General features: G+C 72.2%; 20 protein-coding genes. 11 read left to right on the top strand and 9 right to left on the bottom strand.

Annotated features, from left to right (window positions below; all coding sequences use genetic code 11):
* Positions 1–1,251 (top strand): alpha-L-fucosidase, encoded by a 1,251-nt coding sequence (locus NNW99_RS04685; protein WP_215117421.1) that lies wholly within the window; start codon positions 1–3, stop codon positions 1,249–1,251.
* Between the two features lie 140 nt (positions 1,252–1,391).
* Positions 1,392–2,261, top strand: coding sequence for a sulfotransferase (locus NNW99_RS04680; RefSeq protein ID WP_251057702.1), 870 nt, complete (start codon positions 1,392–1,394; stop codon positions 2,259–2,261).
* Between the two features lie 6 nt (positions 2,262–2,267).
* Here NNW99_RS04680 and NNW99_RS04675 read toward each other — a convergent pair whose 3' ends face one another.
* The gene (locus tag NNW99_RS04675; protein ID WP_251057701.1) at positions 2,268–3,428 is read right to left on the bottom strand and encodes an ATP-grasp domain-containing protein; all 1,161 of its coding nucleotides are present in this window, start codon (positions 3,426–3,428) and stop codon (positions 2,268–2,270) included.
* Between the two features lie 256 nt (positions 3,429–3,684).
* Between NNW99_RS04675 and NNW99_RS04670 the strand changes: the two genes are divergently transcribed.
* Both NNW99_RS04670 and NNW99_RS04665 read left to right on the top strand, forming a co-directional pair.
* Positions 3,685–4,545, top strand: coding sequence for a metallophosphoesterase (locus NNW99_RS04670; RefSeq protein WP_215117420.1), 861 nt, complete (start codon positions 3,685–3,687; stop codon positions 4,543–4,545).
* The gene (locus NNW99_RS04665; RefSeq protein ID WP_215117419.1) at positions 4,542–5,201 is read left to right on the top strand and encodes a 4'-phosphopantetheinyl transferase; all 660 of its coding nucleotides are present in this window, start codon (positions 4,542–4,544) and stop codon (positions 5,199–5,201) included. The genes NNW99_RS04670 and NNW99_RS04665 overlap by 4 nt, the downstream gene beginning before the upstream one ends.
* Before the next feature lie 62 nt (positions 5,202–5,263).
* Here NNW99_RS04665 and NNW99_RS04660 read toward each other — a convergent pair whose 3' ends face one another.
* The 3 genes from NNW99_RS04660 to NNW99_RS04650 form a co-directional block, all read right to left on the bottom strand.
* A complete protein-coding gene (locus tag NNW99_RS04660) occupies positions 5,264–5,488 on the bottom strand; it encodes a hypothetical protein (protein WP_215117418.1) in 225 nt (74 codons plus the stop codon).
* Between the two features lie 158 nt (positions 5,489–5,646).
* Positions 5,647–6,177 (bottom strand): toxin-antitoxin system, toxin component, encoded by a 531-nt coding sequence (locus NNW99_RS04655; protein WP_215124146.1) that lies wholly within the window; start codon positions 6,175–6,177, stop codon positions 5,647–5,649.
* 32 nt (positions 6,178–6,209) lie between these two features.
* Positions 6,210–6,869: a helix-turn-helix transcriptional regulator gene (locus tag NNW99_RS04650; RefSeq protein WP_215117417.1), complete on the bottom strand. Its 660-nt coding sequence runs from the start codon at positions 6,867–6,869 to the stop codon at positions 6,210–6,212.
* Positions 6,870–7,107: 238 nt separating this feature from the next.
* Here NNW99_RS04650 and NNW99_RS04645 point away from each other — a divergent pair, with 238 nt between their 5' ends.
* The 7 genes from NNW99_RS04645 to NNW99_RS04615 all read left to right on the top strand — a co-directional run bounded on the left by NNW99_RS04645 (position 7,108) and on the right by NNW99_RS04615 (position 13,281).
* Entirely contained in the window at positions 7,108–7,767 is a 660-nt protein-coding gene (locus NNW99_RS04645; RefSeq protein ID WP_215117416.1) for a hypothetical protein, read from the top strand.
* 73 nt (positions 7,768–7,840) lie between these two features.
* The gene (locus NNW99_RS04640; RefSeq protein WP_215117415.1) at positions 7,841–8,995 is read left to right on the top strand and encodes an FAD-binding oxidoreductase; all 1,155 of its coding nucleotides are present in this window, start codon (positions 7,841–7,843) and stop codon (positions 8,993–8,995) included.
* An 11-nt stretch (positions 8,996–9,006) separates the two neighbouring features.
* Entirely contained in the window at positions 9,007–9,321 is a 315-nt protein-coding gene (locus NNW99_RS04635; protein ID WP_215124145.1) for a (2Fe-2S)-binding protein, read from the top strand.
* Entirely contained in the window at positions 9,296–10,675 is a 1,380-nt protein-coding gene (locus NNW99_RS04630; RefSeq protein ID WP_215117413.1) for an NAD(P)/FAD-dependent oxidoreductase, read from the top strand. Before NNW99_RS04635 ends, NNW99_RS04630 begins: the two co-directional genes overlap by 26 nt.
* Positions 10,672–11,562 carry a dihydrodipicolinate synthase family protein gene (locus tag NNW99_RS04625; protein ID WP_215117412.1) on the top strand — a complete coding sequence of 297 codons (891 nt, stop codon included), beginning with the start codon at positions 10,672–10,674 and terminating at the stop codon, positions 11,560–11,562. The genes NNW99_RS04630 and NNW99_RS04625 overlap by 4 nt, the downstream gene beginning before the upstream one ends.
* Positions 11,563–11,567: 5 nt before the next feature.
* Positions 11,568–12,569: a proline racemase family protein gene (locus NNW99_RS04620; protein WP_215117411.1), complete on the top strand. Its 1,002-nt coding sequence runs from the start codon at positions 11,568–11,570 to the stop codon at positions 12,567–12,569.
* 40 nt (positions 12,570–12,609) lie between these two features.
* Positions 12,610–13,281, top strand: coding sequence for a GntR family transcriptional regulator (locus NNW99_RS04615; RefSeq protein ID WP_215117410.1), 672 nt, complete (start codon positions 12,610–12,612; stop codon positions 13,279–13,281).
* Between the two features lie 9 nt (positions 13,282–13,290).
* Here the strand turns inward: NNW99_RS04615 and NNW99_RS04610 are convergent, their stop codons facing one another.
* The 5 genes from NNW99_RS04610 to NNW99_RS04590 all read right to left on the bottom strand — a co-directional run bounded on the left by NNW99_RS04610 (position 13,291) and on the right by NNW99_RS04590 (position 18,263).
* Complete coding sequence (locus tag NNW99_RS04610) at positions 13,291–14,226, bottom strand: PDR/VanB family oxidoreductase (protein WP_215117409.1); 936 nt, start codon at positions 14,224–14,226, stop codon at positions 13,291–13,293.
* The gene (locus NNW99_RS04605; protein ID WP_215117408.1) at positions 14,223–14,423 is read right to left on the bottom strand and encodes a hypothetical protein; all 201 of its coding nucleotides are present in this window, start codon (positions 14,421–14,423) and stop codon (positions 14,223–14,225) included. The genes NNW99_RS04610 and NNW99_RS04605 overlap by 4 nt, the downstream gene beginning before the upstream one ends.
* Positions 14,420–15,490 carry an aromatic ring-hydroxylating dioxygenase subunit alpha gene (locus NNW99_RS04600; protein ID WP_215117407.1) on the bottom strand — a complete coding sequence of 357 codons (1,071 nt, stop codon included), beginning with the start codon at positions 15,488–15,490 and terminating at the stop codon, positions 14,420–14,422. The genes NNW99_RS04605 and NNW99_RS04600 overlap by 4 nt, the downstream gene beginning before the upstream one ends.
* A gap of 163 nt (positions 15,491–15,653) precedes the next feature.
* Positions 15,654–16,871, bottom strand: a complete 1,218-nt coding sequence (locus tag NNW99_RS04595) for a GNAT family N-acetyltransferase (RefSeq protein WP_215117406.1) — start codon at positions 16,869–16,871, stop codon at positions 15,654–15,656.
* A 108-nt stretch (positions 16,872–16,979) separates the two neighbouring features.
* Positions 16,980–18,263 (bottom strand): MFS transporter, encoded by a 1,284-nt coding sequence (locus tag NNW99_RS04590; RefSeq protein WP_215117405.1) that lies wholly within the window; start codon positions 18,261–18,263, stop codon positions 16,980–16,982.
* Positions 18,264–18,286: the final 23 nt, after the last annotated feature.

Genomic DNA, 18,286 nt, shown 5'->3' with positions numbered 1-18,286 from the left:
ATGGCCGTACAACCCTGGTTCAGCGACGCCAAGCTTGGGATCTTCATCCACTGGGGCATCTACGCCGTCGACGGCGTGCAGGAGTCCTGGTCGTTCTACGACGACATCGTCCCCTACGACCGGTACATGTCCCAGTTCGACCGCTTCACGGCCTCCCGCTACGACCCGCGCGACTGGGCACAGCTCTTCGCGCGGGCCGGCGCCCGGTACGCCGTGCTGACCAGCCGCCACCACGACGGAGTCGCCCTCTGGGACAGCGCCCACGGCGACCTCAACGTGGGCCGCGATCTGATCGCCGGCTACGCCGACGCCCTGCGCGAGCAGGGCCTCAAGGTCGGCCTCTACTACTCGCACTCGGACTGGAGCCACCCCGACTACGCCTCCACCCGCAAGCCCGGCCGCCCGCCGGAGCTGGAGGACAACCGCTACTCCGAGGTCGCCGTCGAGTTCGAGGACCCGGCCGCCTGGGAACGCTTCCTCGCCTACCGGGACGGCCAGCTGCGGGAGCTGGTGTCCCGCTACCGGCCCGACCTGCTGTGGTTCGACGGCGAGTGGGACCGCAGCGAGGAGCAGTGGCGCATCCCCGAACTCGCCGCCCTCATCCGCTCCGAGGTCCCGGACGTCGTCTTCAACGCCCGCATGCTGAGCGAGGGCGACTACGCCACCCCCGAACAGGGCGCCCCCGTCATCCCGCCGGAGGGCCCCTGGGAGCTGTGCCTCACGATCAACGACTCCTGGGGCCATCAGCACCACGACCACAACCACAAGTCGGTCGATCAGCTGATCCGCTACTTCACCGAGACCATCGGCGGCGGAGGCAATCTGCTCCTCAGCGTCGGCCCGCGCGAGGACGGCACCATCCCGGCCGAGCAGGCGGAGCGGCTGGAAGGACTCGGCACCTGGATCGCCCGGCACGCGGAAGCGGTGTACGGCACCGTCCGGGGACTCCCGCCGGGTCACCACTACGGCCCGAGCACCCTCTCCCAGGACCGCCGCACCCTCTATCTGACCCTGTTCGACGCCCCACGCGCCGAGATCAACGTCCGGGGCCTGCTCAGCGCGGTGCGCCGGGTGACGGTCCTCGGCAGCGGCACGGAACTGTCCCACCGCGTCACCGGCGGCCTGCACGAGACGCCGGGCGTCCTCTGGATCGAACCCCCCGCCGCGGCGGACCTCGACCCGTACGCAACGGTGCTGGCCGTCGAACTCGAAGGGGAACTGGAGCTGTACCGGGGCGCCGGCCGGTTCTGACGAAAGTTTAAGAATGCGGAGAAAGGCCTGCTCACGGGCGGTATGTGGACGCCCGTGAGCAGGCCGGTTCGTCTCTGCGACACCTGCGGTTCGCCCGGTCCCCCTGGGATCGGTGCGCACAGCGAAAGAAAGGTGTCACCGTGCGAGACCCGCGCATGTCCGCCCTCGGCAAGGGACTCAAGCGTCGCGGAAGGCTGGTGATAGAGGCGGTCAGTCCACCGCGCCGGAACCTCGAAGCCATCCCCGGCCCCCGCCCGGACGCCGACACCTACACCGCCCCGACCGCTCCCCGGCTGGTGGACTCGCCTGTCTTCGTGCTGTCGTCGGTGCGCTCCGGCTCGACCCTGTTGCGGGTCCTGCTCAACAGCCACAGCCGCATCCGGGCCCCGCACGAGATGCATCTGCGCACCGTGCACGTCAGCCTCTCCCGCGACTTCACCGCGGACGCCATGCGGGCGCTCCACCTCGACAAGGACGAGCTGGAACACGTGCTGTGGGACCGGGTGCTGCACCTCGAACTCACCCGCAGCGGCAAGGACGTCATCGTCGACAAGACCCCGCCGAACACCCTCATCTGGCCCAGGCTGCGCCGATGCTGGCCGAACGCCCGCTACATCCTGCTGCTCCGCCACCCCGGCGCGGTCGTCGCCTCCCTCACCAGCCGCCGCACCGACCCCGACCACGAGGCCGTCCGCGCCGAGGTCCTCGAATACAGCGAGAAGCTGGAGGAGGCCCGCCGGAACCTCGACCCGCACGTGATCACGTACGAGGACCTCACCGCCGAGCCGGAGAAGGTCACCCGCGGCATCTGCGACCACCTCGGTGTGCCCTGGGAGCCCGGCATGCTCGACTACGGCAGCAAGGACCACGGCACCTTCCGCCCCCAGCTCGGCGACTGGTCCAGCACCATCAAGTCCGGCCGCATCCAGACGGCCCGCACCGCCGACCCGGACGTGGAACTGCCCCCACGCCTGAAGGAACTGGCCCAGGCGTGGGGGTACGGGACCTAGCGGGACCTAGAGGGGCAGGGCCTCCACCGAGGCCTGCGGGGCCTGCGGGGCTTGCTGGGTCTGCGGGGCCTGCGGGGCCGTCCCGACGGAGTCGACCGGCACCGGCAGCGGCTCGGCCGCCTCCGCCCGCTGCTGCGGCAGCGTCACCGGACGCAGCGGGCGCGGCCCCGACACCACCGCGTAGTCCTGGCCCAGGAACGGCGGAACCACCTCGCCCGGGTCCTCGCCGAGCGCCAACTGCACCGCCGCCCAAGGGGCGTTGATCCCGCACAGCGACAGCTGGTGCAGGCCGCCGGCCGGGCGGGTGTTGACGTCCATGAGGACCGGCCGGTCGCCGAACATCCGGAACTGGATGTTGGACAGGTAGTGCAGACCGAAGGCCTCCGCGAGCCGCCGGGCCGGGTCCAGCCACTGCTCGTGCAGCGTGAAGCCCCGGCGGCGGCCGTTCTTGGTACGGCCCACGGCCATCCGGACCCGGTTGTCCGGACCGGTCAGACAGTCCACCGACACCTCGGGCTGCTCCAGACGCGGCATCACCAGCCAGTCCACCGGCTCCTCGGCCTGCCGCAGCGCCTCCAGCACCAGATCGAGCGGCACGTACGGGCTGGGGAACCCGTCGAGTTGCGACAGCGAGAAGGGCGAACGGGTGATCACCCGGAAGCCCACCCCGCCCGCCCCGGACGCCGGCTTGAAGCAGGCCTTGTGTCCGCCGGCCTCCAACTCCTCCACGGCGGCGATCAGTTCACCGTCCGAGCGGACGCGGTACCACGGCGGCACCGGCACGCCGATCGCCTGGACCGCCTCGTAGGCGATCACCTTGTCGTGGAAGACGGCCACCGCCTCGGGCGGCGGCGCCAGCACCGCCGTACCGGCCGCCTCGAACTCGGCGCGGTGCGCCACGACCGCCGACTGGTGCAGCCGGGGCACGAACACATCGATGCCGCGCCGCGCGCACTGGGCCAGCGCGTACTCGACGTACCCCGCCGGGGACAGGCCCTCGGGCTCCAGCTCGGCGGTGTCGGCGGCGGCCAGCACGGGGGAGTCGGGGTCGCCGTGGGTGGCATGGATCTCGACGGCCCGGTCGCTGGGATTTCTCCGCAGCTGATCCATGAAGAACACGTTCTCCGCGTACGTGCGGTTGAGCCAGACGCGTACGCGAGAGACCATGCAGGCCGCCTTTCACGGTTCGCGGGCAGGGCTGAGCAGCCCGTGCCCGGGCAGAAAGAATGTGGGTACACCAAACCGCCCCTGTGAAAGGGAGTTCTCAGCGGTGGTGTTGCGGCCGATCATACGGCTTCGGCGGGCACTCTCGTGCAACGCGCGTGTGAAGGATTCCTCCCGTCGCGGCGGCCCGGCCGGTCTTGTCCCCGAACGCCGAGATGTGATCTCTTGGTGGCGTTCGTGTGTGCGGAGGGGGCGAAGGGTGACATCGACGGCCGGCGGTGCCGGACAGCTGCTGGCCATCAGCGATCTGCACATCGGCTACCCCGAGAACCGCGCCCTGGTCGAACGCATGGCGCCCGTGACGGAGAACGACTGGCTGCTCGTCGCCGGTGACGTCGCGGAGACCGTGGCCGACATCCGCTGGACCCTCGAGACGCTCGCGGGCCGCTTCCGCAAGGTCGTCTGGGTGCCCGGGAACCACGAGCTGTGGACCCATCCGAGCGACGCCGTCACCCTGCGGGGCGTCGCCCGATACGAGTACCTGGTCGAGCTGTGCCGGGAACTCGGCGTGACGACACCCGAGGACCCCTACCCCGTCTGGGACGGCCCCGGCGGCCCCGTCGCCGTCGCCCCGCTGTTCCTGCTGTACGACTATTCGTTCCTGCCGGCCGGGTGCACGACCAAGGAGCAGGGCCTGGAGTACGCCCACGGCACGGGGATCGTGTGCTCCGACGAGTATCTGCTGCACCCCGACCCGTACCCGAGCCGGGAGGCCTGGTGCCGGGCCAGGGTCGCCGAGACCGAACGCAGACTCGCCGAGCTGCCCGGCGACCTGCCCGTGATCCCCGTCAACCACTATCCGCTGCACCGGCATCCGATGGACGTCCTGTGGCACCCCGAGTTCGCCATGTGGTGCGGCACCGACCTGACCGCCGACTGGCATCGCAGGTTCCGCGTCCACACCATGGTCTACGGCCATCTGCACATCCCCCGCACCACCTGGCACGAGGGCGTGCGCTTCGAGGAGGTGTCGGTGGGTTACCCCCGCGAGTGGCGCAAGCGGTCCGGGGACCCGGGGCGGCTGCGCCGCATCCTGCCGAGGGAGGGCGAGGACAGGTGATCGAGGAACTGCTGCCCGCGAGCGTGGTCACCGTCGAGGCCTACGGCCAGGACGGCGCCGACACCCCGCTGTACCCCGAGGAGGCGGCGCTCGTGGCGCGGGCGGTCGCCAAGCGCCGGCGGGAGTTCGCCGTCGTACGCTCCTGCGCCCGCCGCGCCATGGAGAAGCTCGGTGTGCCGCCGCAGCCGATCCTGCCCGGGGAGCGCGGCGCCCCGGGCTGGCCGGCCGGGCTGGCCGGCAGCATGACGCACTGCGACGGCTACTGCGCCGCCGCCCTGGTCCGCGCCGCCGACCTGGCCTCCCTCGGCATCGACGCCGAGGTCCACGGGCCGCTGCCCGAGGGGGTTCTGCCCTCGGTGTCCCTGCCGTCCGAGGCGGAGCGGCTGCGCCGGCTGGCGGCACAGCACCCCGACATCCACTGGGACCGGCTTTTGTTCAGTGCGAAGGAGTCGGTCTACAAGGCGTGGTTCCCCCTCACCGGCAAGTGGCTGGACTTCATGGAGGCGGACATCGACATCTCCGCCGACGGCACCTTCCGCGCGACACTCCTCGTCCCCGGCCCTCTGGTGGGCGCCCACCGCGTCGACCGTTTCGAGGGCCGCTGGACGACATCCCGAGGCCTGGTCGCAACGGCCGTCGCGCTACAGCACCCCTGAGGCGCAACGCCCCTCAGGGGCGCGGGGAACTTGCGCGACCAACCCCGAACGGCCCGCACCTGCTACGACTCGGGACACCAATCCCGCAGCAACCGGAAGAACTCCTCCTCGTTCCCGGTCAGCCCGGCCCGTTCAAGCGCCGCCTCCGCCTCGGCGAGAACGCCGGGCGGCACCATCGCCGGACGGCTGCCGGTCTCCAGATCGAACGCGGCCCGAACAGTGTGCAGCAGCCGCAGATACGCCTGGACGGCGGCGCGCTCACGGTCGGTCAGTACGGCGGTCTGCATCGGTCGGCTCTCCCCGTGTCGGCGTCATGGGTCCCGCGCCATCTGGCACGCACGCCCCGCACAGAAAAGGGGCGCACCTCCAGCTTGCCGTCCACCACTGACAATCCGGCTTCGCCGCCCCCCGGTTCGCCCGCTCGGCGGAAGAACCGGACGGCCCGTCAGCCCTGCGGACCCCGATACCCCAGCGACGCCTCGATCCGCCCCGCCAGATGATCACGCTGCACCGGCCCCCGCGAAGACGAACCGGCCAGCCACGCCCGGCACTTGCTGGCCAGCAGCAGGCCGAAGCTCTCGGCCTCCCTCTCGTCGTCCTGGTCGAAGCGGGTGCGCGCCGCCACCTTCAGGACCGTCGCCTGGAGATCGGCGGTGTCGTCGAGCAGCCGGGCCGCGACCGCCGCGCCCTCGACGTGATGGGAGCAGTGCCCGGCGTTCATGTGCCACAGCTCATGGCCCAGGATCACCAACTGGTGGTCCGGCGCGGTGCGTTCCTCGATCACGACGAGATCCTGCTCGGCCATGTCGAGCCACAGCCCGCTGGCGGTCCCGATCGGGAAGGCGGCCGTACGGAAGTGGACGGGGCGGCCGCGGCGTCTGCTCATGCCGTCGCACAGCGCGGCGTACAGCTCGTCGGGCCGCGCCGGCGCGGGGAGGGTCAGCTCCGCGACCAGCTCGCCGCACAGGCGGCGCATTTCCTTACCGATGCCCACAGTTCTCCCCACGGTCACGAATCGGGCCGCTTGACGCTCTCCAGGAGCATGTCCAGCCACTCCGCGACCTTGTCACGGTGCTGGTCGGTGGGCAGCTGCGCGGCCCGCCAGGCGATGCCGCGCACGCCGTGGTCCTGCAACAGCCGCTCCAGCGGGTCGTCGGCCGCCGCGGCCGCCTCCCGCTCGCGGTCGGCGAGCTTCTGCAACAGCTCCTGCTCGATGTGCTGGAGGGCGCTCACCAGCGCCTCGGGGTCCTCCGCCGTGAGGAAACCGGCGTGCACGCGGAAGAACCGCTGGAGGGCGTCGCAGTGCTCCATGGTCGGCCGCCGGTCGCCGTTGATGAGGGCGCCGGCCTGCTGCCGGGACATGCCCGCGCCGTCGGCGATCTCCTGCTGGGTGTACTTGCGGCCGGTGGGCTTGAGCCGGGTGCGGCGCAGCAGGTCCAGGCGTTGCAGGAACCGTGCCTGCACATCGGGCTCGCCCGCGGGCCTGCCGCAGAGCAGGGCCTTCACCACTGGCTCCGGAACCCCGGAGGCGACGGACAGCCGGCCGATGCCGAAGACCTCGGCGTGCGGCACGCCGAGCCGGTCGGCGAGCGCGGTGACACGGGAGACGACGGCCGGTAGTACGGCCGTCTGCGTGGCGCCCGGACTTTCGACGAAGCCACCCGTCACCGACAGATCTCCTACGTCTCTCACAGGCTTCTCACAAGTGGATGCCGTGACTTTCCCCGGCGTGAACTTCCCGGAGCGTAGCCGGTGCTTCGAACTCACATCCAGGTCTCGCCACAACTGTGGCCAATTTCAGCCGTCAACAGGCACGAAATGCCACGATAGTTGACACGCCTCAGCTCTGGGCAGCAGGATCGGGGCGCCGCGTCAAGGCCGCACAGGCAAGAGGGGTGACCTCCCGATGGCATACCAGGCAGGAGGGCAGCGGCCGGCACCGCGGCCCGTCGCCGAGACTCCAGAGGCCCAGGCCTATCTGGAGGACTACGCCGGGCTACTGGAGGCCGTCTCCTCCCCCTCGCTCGTCGTCGACCACTGCTGGGACGTGGCGCTGACCAATAGCGCGTTCCGGTCACTTTTCAGCGGCGTGGGTCCGCATCCGACGGCCATGCCGGGAGACAACTTCCTCAGGTTCGTGCTCTTCCACCCCGACGCCCCCACGGTGCTCGGTGAGCACGAGTCGCGCTGGTGTCTGCCGATGCTCGCGCACTTCGCGCGCACCGTGGAGAGCCACGGCCCCGACCACGGGCTCCAGGCCGTCCGCCGGGACATCGCCCAGGACCCGATCATGGAGGCCGCCTACCGGCAGGGCCTGCCGCACTGGATCCGCTCGGTCGGCGAGGACGCCGTCGAGCACGACGGTGCCGTACGCCCGCTGCTGCACCCGGACCCGCGCCGCGGCGCCATCGAGTGCCGGATCGTCGTCGAGACGTCCAGGACGCTGGAGGAACTGGGCTGCACCCGGCTGACGTTCGTGCTGCGCGAGGCCCGCCGCACCCCGTCCAGGGAGCGCGGGGCGCGTCGCAACGCCTCCCACCTGAGGGTCGTGCCGTCGGCCGACTGACCGCTCTCCCATGAAGCGCGGAGCCCTTGTCCGCCCCATTCCCAGCAGCTGTGGTGTGTGACATAGTACTGGCGTGAGCGAGTCGCTGACCTGCGATGTCGTGGTGGTCGGCGCCGGAGTGGTCGGCGCCGCCTGCGCCTTGTACGCGGCCCGGACCGGCCTCGATGTCGTCGTGGTGGACCGGGGCGCGGTGGCCGGCGGTACGACCGGCGCGGGGGAGGGGAACCTCCTCGTCTCCGACAAGGAGCCCGGACCCGAGCTCGAACTCGCCCTGCTGTCCGCCCGGCTGTGGGCCGAACTGGCGGGGGAGGGGCTGGGGAAGCCCGTCGAGTACGAGGCCAAGGGCGGTGTCGTCGTGGCCGGTACCGAGAAGGCACTGGCCGGTCTCCAGGAACTTGCCGCCGGGCAGCGCGCGGCGGGGGTCGAGGCCGTCCCCGTGCCGCCCGACCGGCTGCCCGACCTGGAGCCGTACCTGGCCCCCGGTCTCGCGGGCGGCATGCACTACCCGCAGGACGCCCAGGTGATGCCCGCCCTCGCGGCGGCGCACCTGCTGCGTGCCTCCAACGCCCGGCTGCTCACCGGCCGGGAGGTGACCGCGGTGCTGCGGGAGCGGGGAGGCGTGGTGCGCGGGGTGCGGACCGACCGGGGCGACCTCCACGCCCCGGCCGTCGTCAACGCGGCCGGCACCTGGGGCGGCGAGATCGCGGCCCGCGCGGGCGTGTCCCTGCCCGTGCTGCCCCGGCGCGGCTTCGTCCTGGTCACCGAGCCGCTGCCGCCCCGAATCCGGCACAAGGTGTACGCCGCCGACTATGTGGGCGATGTCGCGAGCGACTCGGCGGCGCTGCAGACCTCCCCGGTGGTGGAGGGCACGCCCGCCGGGCCGGTCCTGATCGGCGCCAGCCGTGAACGGGTCGGCTTCGACCGGTCGTTGTCGCTCCCGGCGCTGCGCGCCCTGGCGGCGGGAGCGACGGACCTCTTCCCCTTCCTCGCCGATGTCCGGGCCCTGCGCACCTACGTGGGCTTCCGGCCGTATCTGCCGGACCATCTGCCTGCGATCGGCCCGGATCCCCGGGCACCCGGACTGCTGCACGCCTGCGGGCACGAGGGCGCGGGCATCGGCCTCGCCACCGGCACGGGGCGTCTGATCGCCCAGGCGCTGACCGGGCGGACGTCCGAACTGGACCTCACCCCCTTCCGGCCCGACCGCTTCACCGAGGAGGCCGAGTGAATCCCCGCCGAGTGAATCCCCTGGAGCTGGCGGGAGCCAGGCCCGGTCCCGCCTTCACGGTCACCTTCGACGGGCGCCCCGTCGAGGCGCTGCCCGGGCAGACGGTCGCCGCCGTGCTGTGGGCGGCGGGCATCACCTCCTGGCGCGCCACCCGGGGCGAGGGCCGTCCGCGCGGGGTGTTCTGCGGGATCGGCGTCTGCTTCGACTGCCTGGTGACCGTCAACGGCCGCCCCAACCGACGCGCCTGTCTGGTGCCGGTACGGCCGGGGGACGTGATCGGCACCCAGGAGGGGACCGGCCATGAGGAGGTGCGCCGTGCGGACTGACCTGGTCGTGATCGGGGCCGGACCGGCCGGTCTCGCCGCCTCCCTCGCGGCGGCCGCTCGGGGCACGCGGGTCGTGCTCGTCGACGGGGCGACGGAGCCGGGCGGACAGTTCTACCGGCAGCCCGCCGCCGGGCTCGGCGCCGGGCGGCCCGAGGCACTGCACCACGAATGGCGGACCTGGGAACGGCTGCGCGACGGACTTGCCGCCAGTTCCGTACGCGTGCTGACCGATCATCATGTGTGGTGCGTCGAAAAGGTGTCCGACGGCTTCGTGGTGCACGCGCTGCTCGGGCCGGAGCAGGAGGAGCCGGTTGAGGTGCGTGCCCGTGCCGTGCTCCTGGCCACCGGCGGCTACGAGCAGGTGCTGCCCTTCCCCGGCTGGACCCTGCCGGGCGTCGTCACGGCCGGGGGCGCCCAGGCCATGCTCAAGGGCGGGCTGGTGGTTCAGGGGCGCCGAGCCGTCGTGGCCGGGACCGGGCCGCTGCTGCTGCCCGTGGCGACCGGGCTCGCGGCGGCCGGGGTGGAGGTCGCCGCGCTCGTCGAGTCCGTTGACCCGGGGCGCCTCGCCCGCCACGGCCGTGCCTTGGCCGGCAAGCTCCCCGAGGGCGCCGGGTACGCCGCCCGGCTGCTGCGCCACCGCGTGCCGTTCCTCGCCCGGCACACCGTCCTCCGCGCCCACGGCGACGACCGGCTGACCGGCGTCACGGTCGCCGCCCTCGACAGCGACGGACACGTCAGGACCGGCACCGAGCGGCAGCTGCCCTGCGACACCCTGGCCGTCGGCCACGGGATGCTCCCGCACACCGACCTGGCGGAGGGCCTCGGCTGCGGCCTCGACGGACTCGCCGTGGCCGTCGACACCGAGCAGCGCACCGACGTACCCGGCGTGTGGGCGGCCGGTGAGGCCACCGGCATCGGCGGCGCGGCCCTCGCCCTCGCCGAGGGCCACATCGCCGGGTGCTCCGCCGCCGCGCACCTGCACGGCACCGCCCCCGACCCGGCGCCCGCCGCCCTCAAGGCCCGTACGAAGCTCGGGAGATCCGCCGCCGCTCTCGACACCGCCTACGCGCCGCCCGCGCACTGGCCCGAGCGGATCACCGACGACACCGTGGTCTGCCGCTGCGAGGAGGTCACCGCCGGGGCCGTGCGCGACGCCCTGGACCTCGGCGCGGGCGACGTACGCACCGTGAAGCTGCTGACCCGGGCCGGGATGGGCTGGTGCCAGGGCCGGATGTGCGCGGGCGCGGTCGCCGGTCTCGCCGGATGCCCGCCCACCCCGGCCAGAAGGCCCCTCGCCCGTCCCGTACCGCTCGGCGTCCTCGCACGGCAACACCCCCAGGAGGGACAGTCATGACCGATCACCGCCCCTGGCGCGGCGTCCTCGTCGCCACCGCGCTCCCCCTGAACGACGACCTCTCCGTCAACCACGACCGGTACGCCGAGCACTGCGCCTGGCTCGTCGAGAACGGCTGCGACGGTGTCGTACCGAACGGCTCCCTCGGCGAGTACCAGGTGCTCACCCCCGAGGAGCGCGCCCGGGTCGTCGAGACGGCCGTCGCCGCGATCGGCGGACAGCGTGTGATGCCCGGGGTCGCCGCCTACGGGTCCGCCGAGGCCCGGCGCTGGGCCGAACAGGCGGGCGAGGCGGGGTGCGGGGCGGTGATGCTGCTGCCGCCGAACGCCTACCGCGCCGACGAGCGGTCCGTCGTCGCCCACTACGCCGAGGTCGCGAAGGCGGGCCTGCCGGTCGTGGCGTACAACAACCCGATCGACACCAAGGTCGACCTGGTGCCGGAGCTGCTTGCCCGGCTGCACGGCGAGGGGCACATCCGGGGGGTGAAGGAGTTCTCCGGCGATGTCCGCAGGGCCTACCGGATCGCCGAACTCGCCCCCGAACTGGACCTGTTGATCGGCGCGGACGACGTCCTGCTGGAGCTGGCCGTCGCGGGCGCCAAGGGCTGGGTCGCGGGCTACCCGAACGCGCTGCCGCAGGCCTCGGTCGAGCTGTACCACGCGGCCGTCGACGGCGACCTCGACACCGCGCGGGGCTTGTACCGGCAGCTGCATCCACTGCTGCGGTGGGACTCGCGGGTGGAGTTCGTCCAGGCCATCAAGCTGTCCATGGACCTCGTCGGCCGGCACGGAGGCCCCTGCCGCCCGCCGCGTGTGCCGCTGCTGCCCGAGCAGGAGGCCGCCGTCCGGGCCGCCACGGAGAAGGCCGTAGCGGCCGGATTGGCCTAGGGACCATGCGTAGCGGACTCGTCCTGCACGCCGTCGACTCGCACACCGAGGGCATGCCCACCCGGGTGATCACCGGCGGCATCGGCACCATCCCGGGCGCCACCATGAACGAGCGGCGGCTGTGGTTCCGCGAACACCGCGACGACATCAAGCAGTTGCTGATGAACGAACCGCGCGGCCACTCCGCCATGAGCGGCGCGATCCTCCAGCCGCCGACCCGCCCCGACTGCGACTGGGGCGTCGTCTACATCGAGGTCTCCGGCTATCTGCCGATGTGCGGGCACGGCACGATCGGCGTGGCGACCGTGCTCGTCGAGACCGGCATGGTCGAGGTCACCGAGCCGGTCACCACCATCCGCCTCGACACACCGGCGGGCCCCGTCGTCGCCGAGGTGGCGGTCGAGGACGGCGTCGCCAAGGCGGTGACGCTCCAGAACGTGCCCTCCTTCGCCGTCGCCCTCGACCGCAAGACCACCCTCGCCGACGGGCGGACGGTGACGTACGACCTCGCCTTCGGCGGGAACTTCTACGCCATCCTGCCGCTGGAGCAATTCGGCCTGCCCTTCGACCGGACCCGCAAGGACGAGATCCTCGCCGCCGGCCTGTCCCTGATGGCCGCCGTCAACGCCGAGGACCCGCCCGTCCACCCGGAGGACCCCTCCATCCACGGCCTCCACCACGTCTACCTGGCCGCCCCCGGCTCCACCGCCCGCCACTCCCGGCACGCCATGGCCATCCACCCCGGCTGGTTCGACCGCTCGCCGTGCGGTACGGGCACCAGCGCCCGCATGGCACAACTCCACGCGCGCGGTGAACTCCCGCTGCACACCGAGTTCGTGAACGAGTCCTTCATCGGCACCCGGTTCACCGGGAGACTGCTCGGCACGACCGAGGTGGCCGGTCGCCCGGCCGTCATGCCCAGCTTCACCGGACGCGCCTGGATCACGGGCACCGCCCAGTACCTGCTGGACCCCGAGGACCCGTTCCCGGCGGGATTCGTCCTATAGTCCGCACCCGAGTCGACTACGAGAGAGGCCCCCGACCGTCATGACCCCGCGGCACACCCCCGCCCTGCCCCTGCTGGGCAGCAGGAAGCCCAGCCACCGGGAGCGGGTCGGGGACGCGCTGCGGGCCGCTCTGATCGCCGGGGAACTGCGCCCCGGCGAGGTCTACTCGGCCCCCGGCCTCGCCGCCCGCTTCGGCGTCTCCGCCACGCCCGTGCGCGAGGCCATGCTCGACCTCGCCAAGGAGGGCCTGGTCGACACCGTGCCCAACAAGGGCTTCCGCGTCACCGCCGTCTCCGAGCGGCAACTCGACGAGTACACCCAGATCCGGGCGCTGATCGAGATCCCCACGACGGCGGGCCTGGCGACCACGGCCGACCCGGTGACGCTGGAGGCCCTGCGCCCGGTCGCCCAGGAGATCGTCACCTCCGCGGCGGCCGGCGACCTCATCGCCTACGTCGAGGCCGACCTGCGTTTCCACCTCGGCCTGCTGGCCCTCGCCGGCAACGACCATCTCGTCGACGTCGTACGGGACCTCCGACGCCGCTCCCGGCTGTACGGGCTGACCGCGCTCGTCGAGCAGGGGCGGCTGGAGGCGTCGGCGGAGGAGCACCTGGAGATCCTGGACGCGCTGCGGGCCCGGGACGAGGAGGCCGTACGGGCGGTGATGACTCGTCACCTCGGGCATGTCCGGGGCCTGTGGGCAGCGCGCTGACCGTCCGGGTCACAGGTCCAGCACGAGCCGCTTCCCACGGCAGCGGGACACACAGATCAGCATGGTCTCGCCCGTCGCGCGTTCGTCGTCGGTGAGCACCGAGTCGCGGTGGTCAGGGTCGCCCTCCAGGACATCGGTCTCGCACGTACCGCAGGTGCCCTCGGTGCAGGAGTACAGCACCTCGACCCCGGCGGCGCGTACGGTGTCGAGCACCGACACCTCCGGCGCCACGGTCAGCGTCCTGCCGCTCCGGGCCAGCTCCACCTCGAACTCGGTGTCGCCGCCCGTCTCCCGCTCCTTCGGCCGGAACCGCTCGACGCGCAGCACCCCGGACGGGCTCCGGGCCTCCACCGCGTCCAGCAGCGGGCCGGGTCCGCAGCAGTAGACGAGCGTGCCGTCGGGTACGTCGTCCAGCACCGAGGGCAGGTCCAGCAGCCCCGTCTCGTCCTCGGGCGCGATCGTCACCCGGTCGCCGTACCGGCCCAGTTCCTCGCCGAACGCCATAGACCGGCGGCTGCGACCGCCGTAGAGCAGCGTCCACTCGGCGCCCGACGCCTCGGCCGCCGCCAGCATCGGCAGGATCGGGGTGATGCCGATGCCGCCCGCGACGAACCGGTAGCGCGGGGCGGGCTCCAGGCCGAAGTTGTTCCGGGGCCCGCGCACCCGGACCTTGTCGCCCGGCCCCACCCGCTCGTGCACATGGGCCGATCCGCCCCTCCCGTCCGGCTCGCGCAGCACCGCGATCCGCCAGGCCGACCGGTCCGCCGGATCGCCGCACAGCGAGTACTGCCGCTCCAGACCGGGACCGAGCACCACATCGATGTGGGCGCCCGGCTCCCACTCCGGGAGCGGCTCGCCCAGCGGGTGGCGCAAGGTGAGGGCGAGCACGCCGTCGGCGGCGGACTCCCGCCGCTCGACGACGAGTTCGGTTTCGTACACGCTCATGAGCTGTTCCCTCGCGGCTCGTGGACGGAGTGCCCCTGCGGGTGGGCGAGCATCCACTCCCACATCTCGACCGGGTCCTGCGCGGTGTGCTCACGGCCGCAGTGGCAGGTGCCGTGCAGGACGTCGGTGCCGGGCAGCCAGTCGATGCGGTAGACCTCGCCGGTCCTGAAGGTCCTGGACGAAGAGGGTGACGTCACTGGACCTTCTCCAGGGGCTTGTCGCCCTCCTCGACCAGCCGGGCGAGGATACGGCGGGCGGCCAGACCACCGGTGTCGATGTTGATGCTGAGCTCCTGGTAGCCGGTGCGCTCGGTGCCGAGCGTCTTCTGCAGCAGGTTGAGCGCGGTGACGTCCTGCATCACGACCGTGTGGTTGTTGCCCCGCAGGAACTCGGTGACCTCGGCGTCGTCCGTCGCCCAGTCGCGCGAGACGGCCCAGAAGTCGTACACCTTGCCGTCGCCGGACGGAGTGATCGCGTATGTGATCTCCGTGTGGAAGCCGTTCGGGTCGCTGCCGTCCGGCTCGGGCACCACCCCGACCGGGGCGATGCGGCTGTGCAGCAGATACAGGCAGGGCGTGTGGTACTCGATGTCCTGCCAGCGGGTGATCCGGCCCGCTATGCCGGTGGACTTGGCGTAGAACGGCGGGCACTCGGCGTCGTCCATGTGCCGGCTCACCCGGACGATCCCGGCGCCCTCGTCGACCTCCGTGGTGATCGGCGTCTCGGCTACCTCGGGGGTGCCGATGTACCCGCCGTGCAGATACGTCTCGTGGGACAGGTCGAGGAGATTGTCGACGAGCAGGCCGTAGTCGCAGTCGATGGGTTCCATGCCGCGCACGGTCACCCAGCCCGGGGAGTCCAGGTGCCGGGCCCGGGGGATGGCCTGCGGGTCGGCGAGCGCCGGGTCGCCGACCCACACCCAGATCAGGGAGTCCTGCTCGACGACGGGGTAGGAGGCGACCCGGGCGGTGCGCGGCACCCGTTTCTGCCCCGGCACATACACACACGTACCGCTCGTGTCGTACGTGAACCCGTGGTACCCGCACACGATCCGGTCCCCGTCGAGCCGCGTCGGCGCCTCCGACAGCGGGTACCTGCGGTGCACACACCGGTCGTGCAGCACGACCGGCGTGCCGTCCTCCTCGGTCCGGTACAGCACGAGCGTCTCACCGAGAATCGTCCGCCCGAGCAGCTCCCGCCCGACCTCGTGACTGTAGGCGGCGACGTACCACTGGTTCCTGGCGAAGGCGGTCATGTGAGGCATGGATGCGGCTCCCGTCTCTGGTGGGTGGTCGCATCGTCCGAGAGGGCGTCAACGGGGCGCAACACGGCTTCCGTCTCACGGAAGAGCTTTGATGAACGGCCTGCTCAGGGCGCATTTTCAGCCATGATCCATGGCGCCTTGCCGGGGGTCGGTGAGCGCGCGGTCAGAACCAGTGCAGGCAGTGCGGGGAGCGCTCGGCGCGGAAGAGGGCGTCGGCGAGGGTGACCGCGTCCGGCTGGTGGGCTTGGATGTGCCCGGCGCGCACGAGCGTGCTCGGGGCGGTGCCGCCGAGGTAGACCGAGCCCAGGTCTCTGATGTCCAGGGACAGGCCGGGCTCCCGGTCCGTCGGGACGCAGTCGGCCTTGCCGTCCCGGACGGTCAGCAGGTAGCGGGCGTGCTCGCCGAGGAACGGGTCCTCGACGTCGAGCACGAGCTCGCCGTCCGTGAACCAGCCGCGCGCGGTCAGAGCACCCGGGACGTCCAGCAGCCGCACCCAGAGCCAGTCCATGACGCCGCTCACCTCACCGGCGCGGAGGTCCGCGAGCTGCCGGCGCAGCGGATGCTCGGGCGGGACGTGCTTGAACACGACCCGGGAGACCAGGTCGTGGCCGAGCGCGTACCGGGCCAGGGCCGTGAAGACGGCGTCGTCGGTGGCGATGGTCTCGTCGACCGTCAGCGTGCCGGAGTCGATCGAGTAGCTGGCGTACCCGTCCGGGAGGCCGTCGGCGTCCCGGTGCACGGCGATGTAGCGCGGCGCCGGCGAGATCGGGGGCTGCCCCGCGCGCAGGTCCCACCAGCGGTGCGGCCGGGACAGCGCGCCGGGCTGGGTGCGGCGGTACCGGTCGTAGACCTCTTCCAGGATCTCGCCGCACCCGTCCCGCCGCAGCACCTCGATCGAGCCGTCCGCCGGTGCGTCGGCTGTCCTGCGCGCCCGGGGGCGGGCGAGGGCGGCCCGGTGCCGCGGCACCCTCAGCTCCGCTGTAGAGGTCGCCGGTCCGTAGCCGAACCTGCCGTAGATCGTGGCCTCGGAGGCCAGCAGCACGGAGAGGAACTCCCCGCGGGCCCGCAGCCCGGCGAGCTGATGCCGCATCATCGCGCTGAGCATGCCCCGACGGCGGTGCGAGGGCAGCACGCCCACGGCGGTCACCCCGGAGACCGGGACGAGGGCCTCACCGGGCAGCGTGAGTTCGAAGGAGTGCGCGGCGGCAGTACCGACGGCCCGCCCGTCCGCCGCCAAGGCAAGCAGACAGCGGTCGATCTCGAGCGCCGACCACCAGAGCCCGCCACCGTCCACCGGGGTTTCCGGGAAGTGCCCGAACGCGGCATGGACGGTGTCGACGAAGACCTCAAGGTCCTCATCGCTCGTGGAACGGATCTCCATCGCTGCCGCCGCCTCCTCGGGATTCCGGCACCACGACGCGTGGTGTCCGGCCACAGTGCAGCGGTGACCTGCGGCGAGGGCAAGCGAATTACGAGGTGAAGAGGTGCGTCACCGTCGAAGCGGTGTGTGCGCCGTCTCCGGCAGTCGCAGATACACCAGCGACGACAGCAGGCACAACACGGCGACGTACCACGGGAACAGCCCCGAGTGTCCCAGCTCCTTGAACAGGGTGCCGACGTACGGAGCCGTGCCGCCGAAGAGGGCGACCGTCAGGGAGTAGGGGAAGCCGATGCCGGCCGCGCGGACCCGGGGCGGGAAGATCTCCGCGTTGACGGCCGCGCTGATCGAGGTGAAGCCGGTCAGCAGCACCATGCCCGCGCACTGCACGAGCAGCAGTACGGCGAACGAGTCGCGCAGGCTGTGCAGCAGCGGCACCGAGAGCAGGGCGAAGCCCAGGCCGAAGAAGAGCAGCAGGGGGCGGCGGCCGAAGCGGTCCGAGAGGAGGCCGCCGAGCGGCTGCAGCAGGGCGAAGAAGGCCAGGGAGATGGTGCCCGCGAGCAGCGCGTCCGACTTCGAGATGCCCGCGTTGAGTTCGGCGTAGGTCGGCAGGTACGACGTCCAGGTGTAGTAGGCGATGGTGCCGCCCGCGGTGATGCCGCAGATCAGGAGCGACTCGCGCGGATGCCGGCGCAGTGCCTCGAACAGGCCCGGGCGCGGGGCCTCCCGCTGCTCGGCGCTGCGGGTCTCCTGCGCGCCCCGCCGGATCCAGAAGCCGACCAGGCTCAGCAAGGCCCCGAGCACGAACGGGACCCGCCAGCCCCAGCTGTCCATCTGCCCGACGCTCAGCGTGCCCACGAGCAGCGCGGCGATGCCGGAGGCGACGAGCTGCCCCACGGTCGTCGACACGTACTGGAAGCTGGAGAACAGCCCGCGCCGGCCCGGGCCCGCCGATTCGACCAGGAAGGTCGTCGAGGCCGCGAACTCGCCGCCCACGGACAGGCCCTGCAGCAGCCGGGCGAGGACGAGGGTCACCGGCGCCAGCACGCCCACCGAGGCATAGGTCGGGGTGAGGCCGACCAGCAGGCTGCTGCCGCCCATCAGCAGGATGGTGACCGTCAGCGCGGCACGCCGCCCGTGCCGGTCCGCGACCGCGCCCATCAGCAGCCCGCCGACCGGCCGCATGAAGAAGCCCACCGCGAACACGGCGAACGTCGACAGCAGCGGCACCAGCGAGTTGTCCGCGCTCTTGGGGAAGACCTGGGCGGCGATGAACGTCGCCAGGAACGTGTAGGCGTACCAGTCGTACCACTCCACGGCGTTGCCCACGGAGGCGGCGAGGAGCTGGCGGACGGGCCGTTTCGTCGGCGGGGAAACCGTCTGCGTCTCTGTCACGCCCCTCACCCTCCCCGGGCATG

The organism is Streptomyces sp. CRCS-T-1, from assembly GCF_024442335.1.
Lineage (GTDB): Bacteria > Actinomycetota > Actinomycetes > Streptomycetales > Streptomycetaceae > Streptomyces > Streptomyces koelreuteriae.
Note: the sequence above shows the minus strand (reverse complement) of the source record. Positions and strands in the feature narration are given on the sequence as shown.

What these genes read in the sequence shown, in the direction of transcription:
- NNW99_RS04685 (WP_215117421.1), top strand. Translation starts at nt 1, where the DNA reads ATGGCCGTACAACCCTGGTTCAGCGACGCCAAGCTTGGGATCTTCATC.
- NNW99_RS04615 (WP_215117410.1), top strand. Translation starts at nt 12,610, where the DNA reads ATGACCCCGCGGCACACCCCCGCCCTGCCCCTGCTGGGCAGCAGGAAG.
- NNW99_RS04660 (WP_215117418.1), bottom strand. Translation starts at nt 5,488, where the DNA reads ATGCAGACCGCCGTACTGACCGACCGTGAGCGCGCCGCCGTCCAGGCG.
- NNW99_RS04600 (WP_215117407.1), bottom strand. Translation starts at nt 15,490, where the DNA reads ATGCCTCACATGACCGCCTTCGCCAGGAACCAGTGGTACGTCGCCGCC.
- NNW99_RS04610 (WP_215117409.1), bottom strand. Translation starts at nt 14,226, where the DNA reads ATGAGCGTGTACGAAACCGAACTCGTCGTCGAGCGGCGGGAGTCCGCC.
- NNW99_RS04630 (WP_215117413.1), top strand. Translation starts at nt 9,296, where the DNA reads ATGAGGAGGTGCGCCGTGCGGACTGACCTGGTCGTGATCGGGGCCGGA.
- NNW99_RS04675 (WP_251057701.1), bottom strand. Translation starts at nt 3,428, where the DNA reads ATGGTCTCTCGCGTACGCGTCTGGCTCAACCGCACGTACGCGGAGAAC.
- NNW99_RS04645 (WP_215117416.1), top strand. Translation starts at nt 7,108, where the DNA reads ATGGCATACCAGGCAGGAGGGCAGCGGCCGGCACCGCGGCCCGTCGCC.
- NNW99_RS04595 (WP_215117406.1), bottom strand. Translation starts at nt 16,871, where the DNA reads ATGGAGATCCGTTCCACGAGCGATGAGGACCTTGAGGTCTTCGTCGAC.
- NNW99_RS04655 (WP_215124146.1), bottom strand. Translation starts at nt 6,177, where the DNA reads ATGCGCCGCCTGTGCGGCGAGCTGGTCGCGGAGCTGACCCTCCCCGCG.
- NNW99_RS04620 (WP_215117411.1), top strand. Translation starts at nt 11,568, where the DNA reads ATGCGTAGCGGACTCGTCCTGCACGCCGTCGACTCGCACACCGAGGGC.
- NNW99_RS04625 (WP_215117412.1), top strand. Translation starts at nt 10,672, where the DNA reads ATGACCGATCACCGCCCCTGGCGCGGCGTCCTCGTCGCCACCGCGCTC.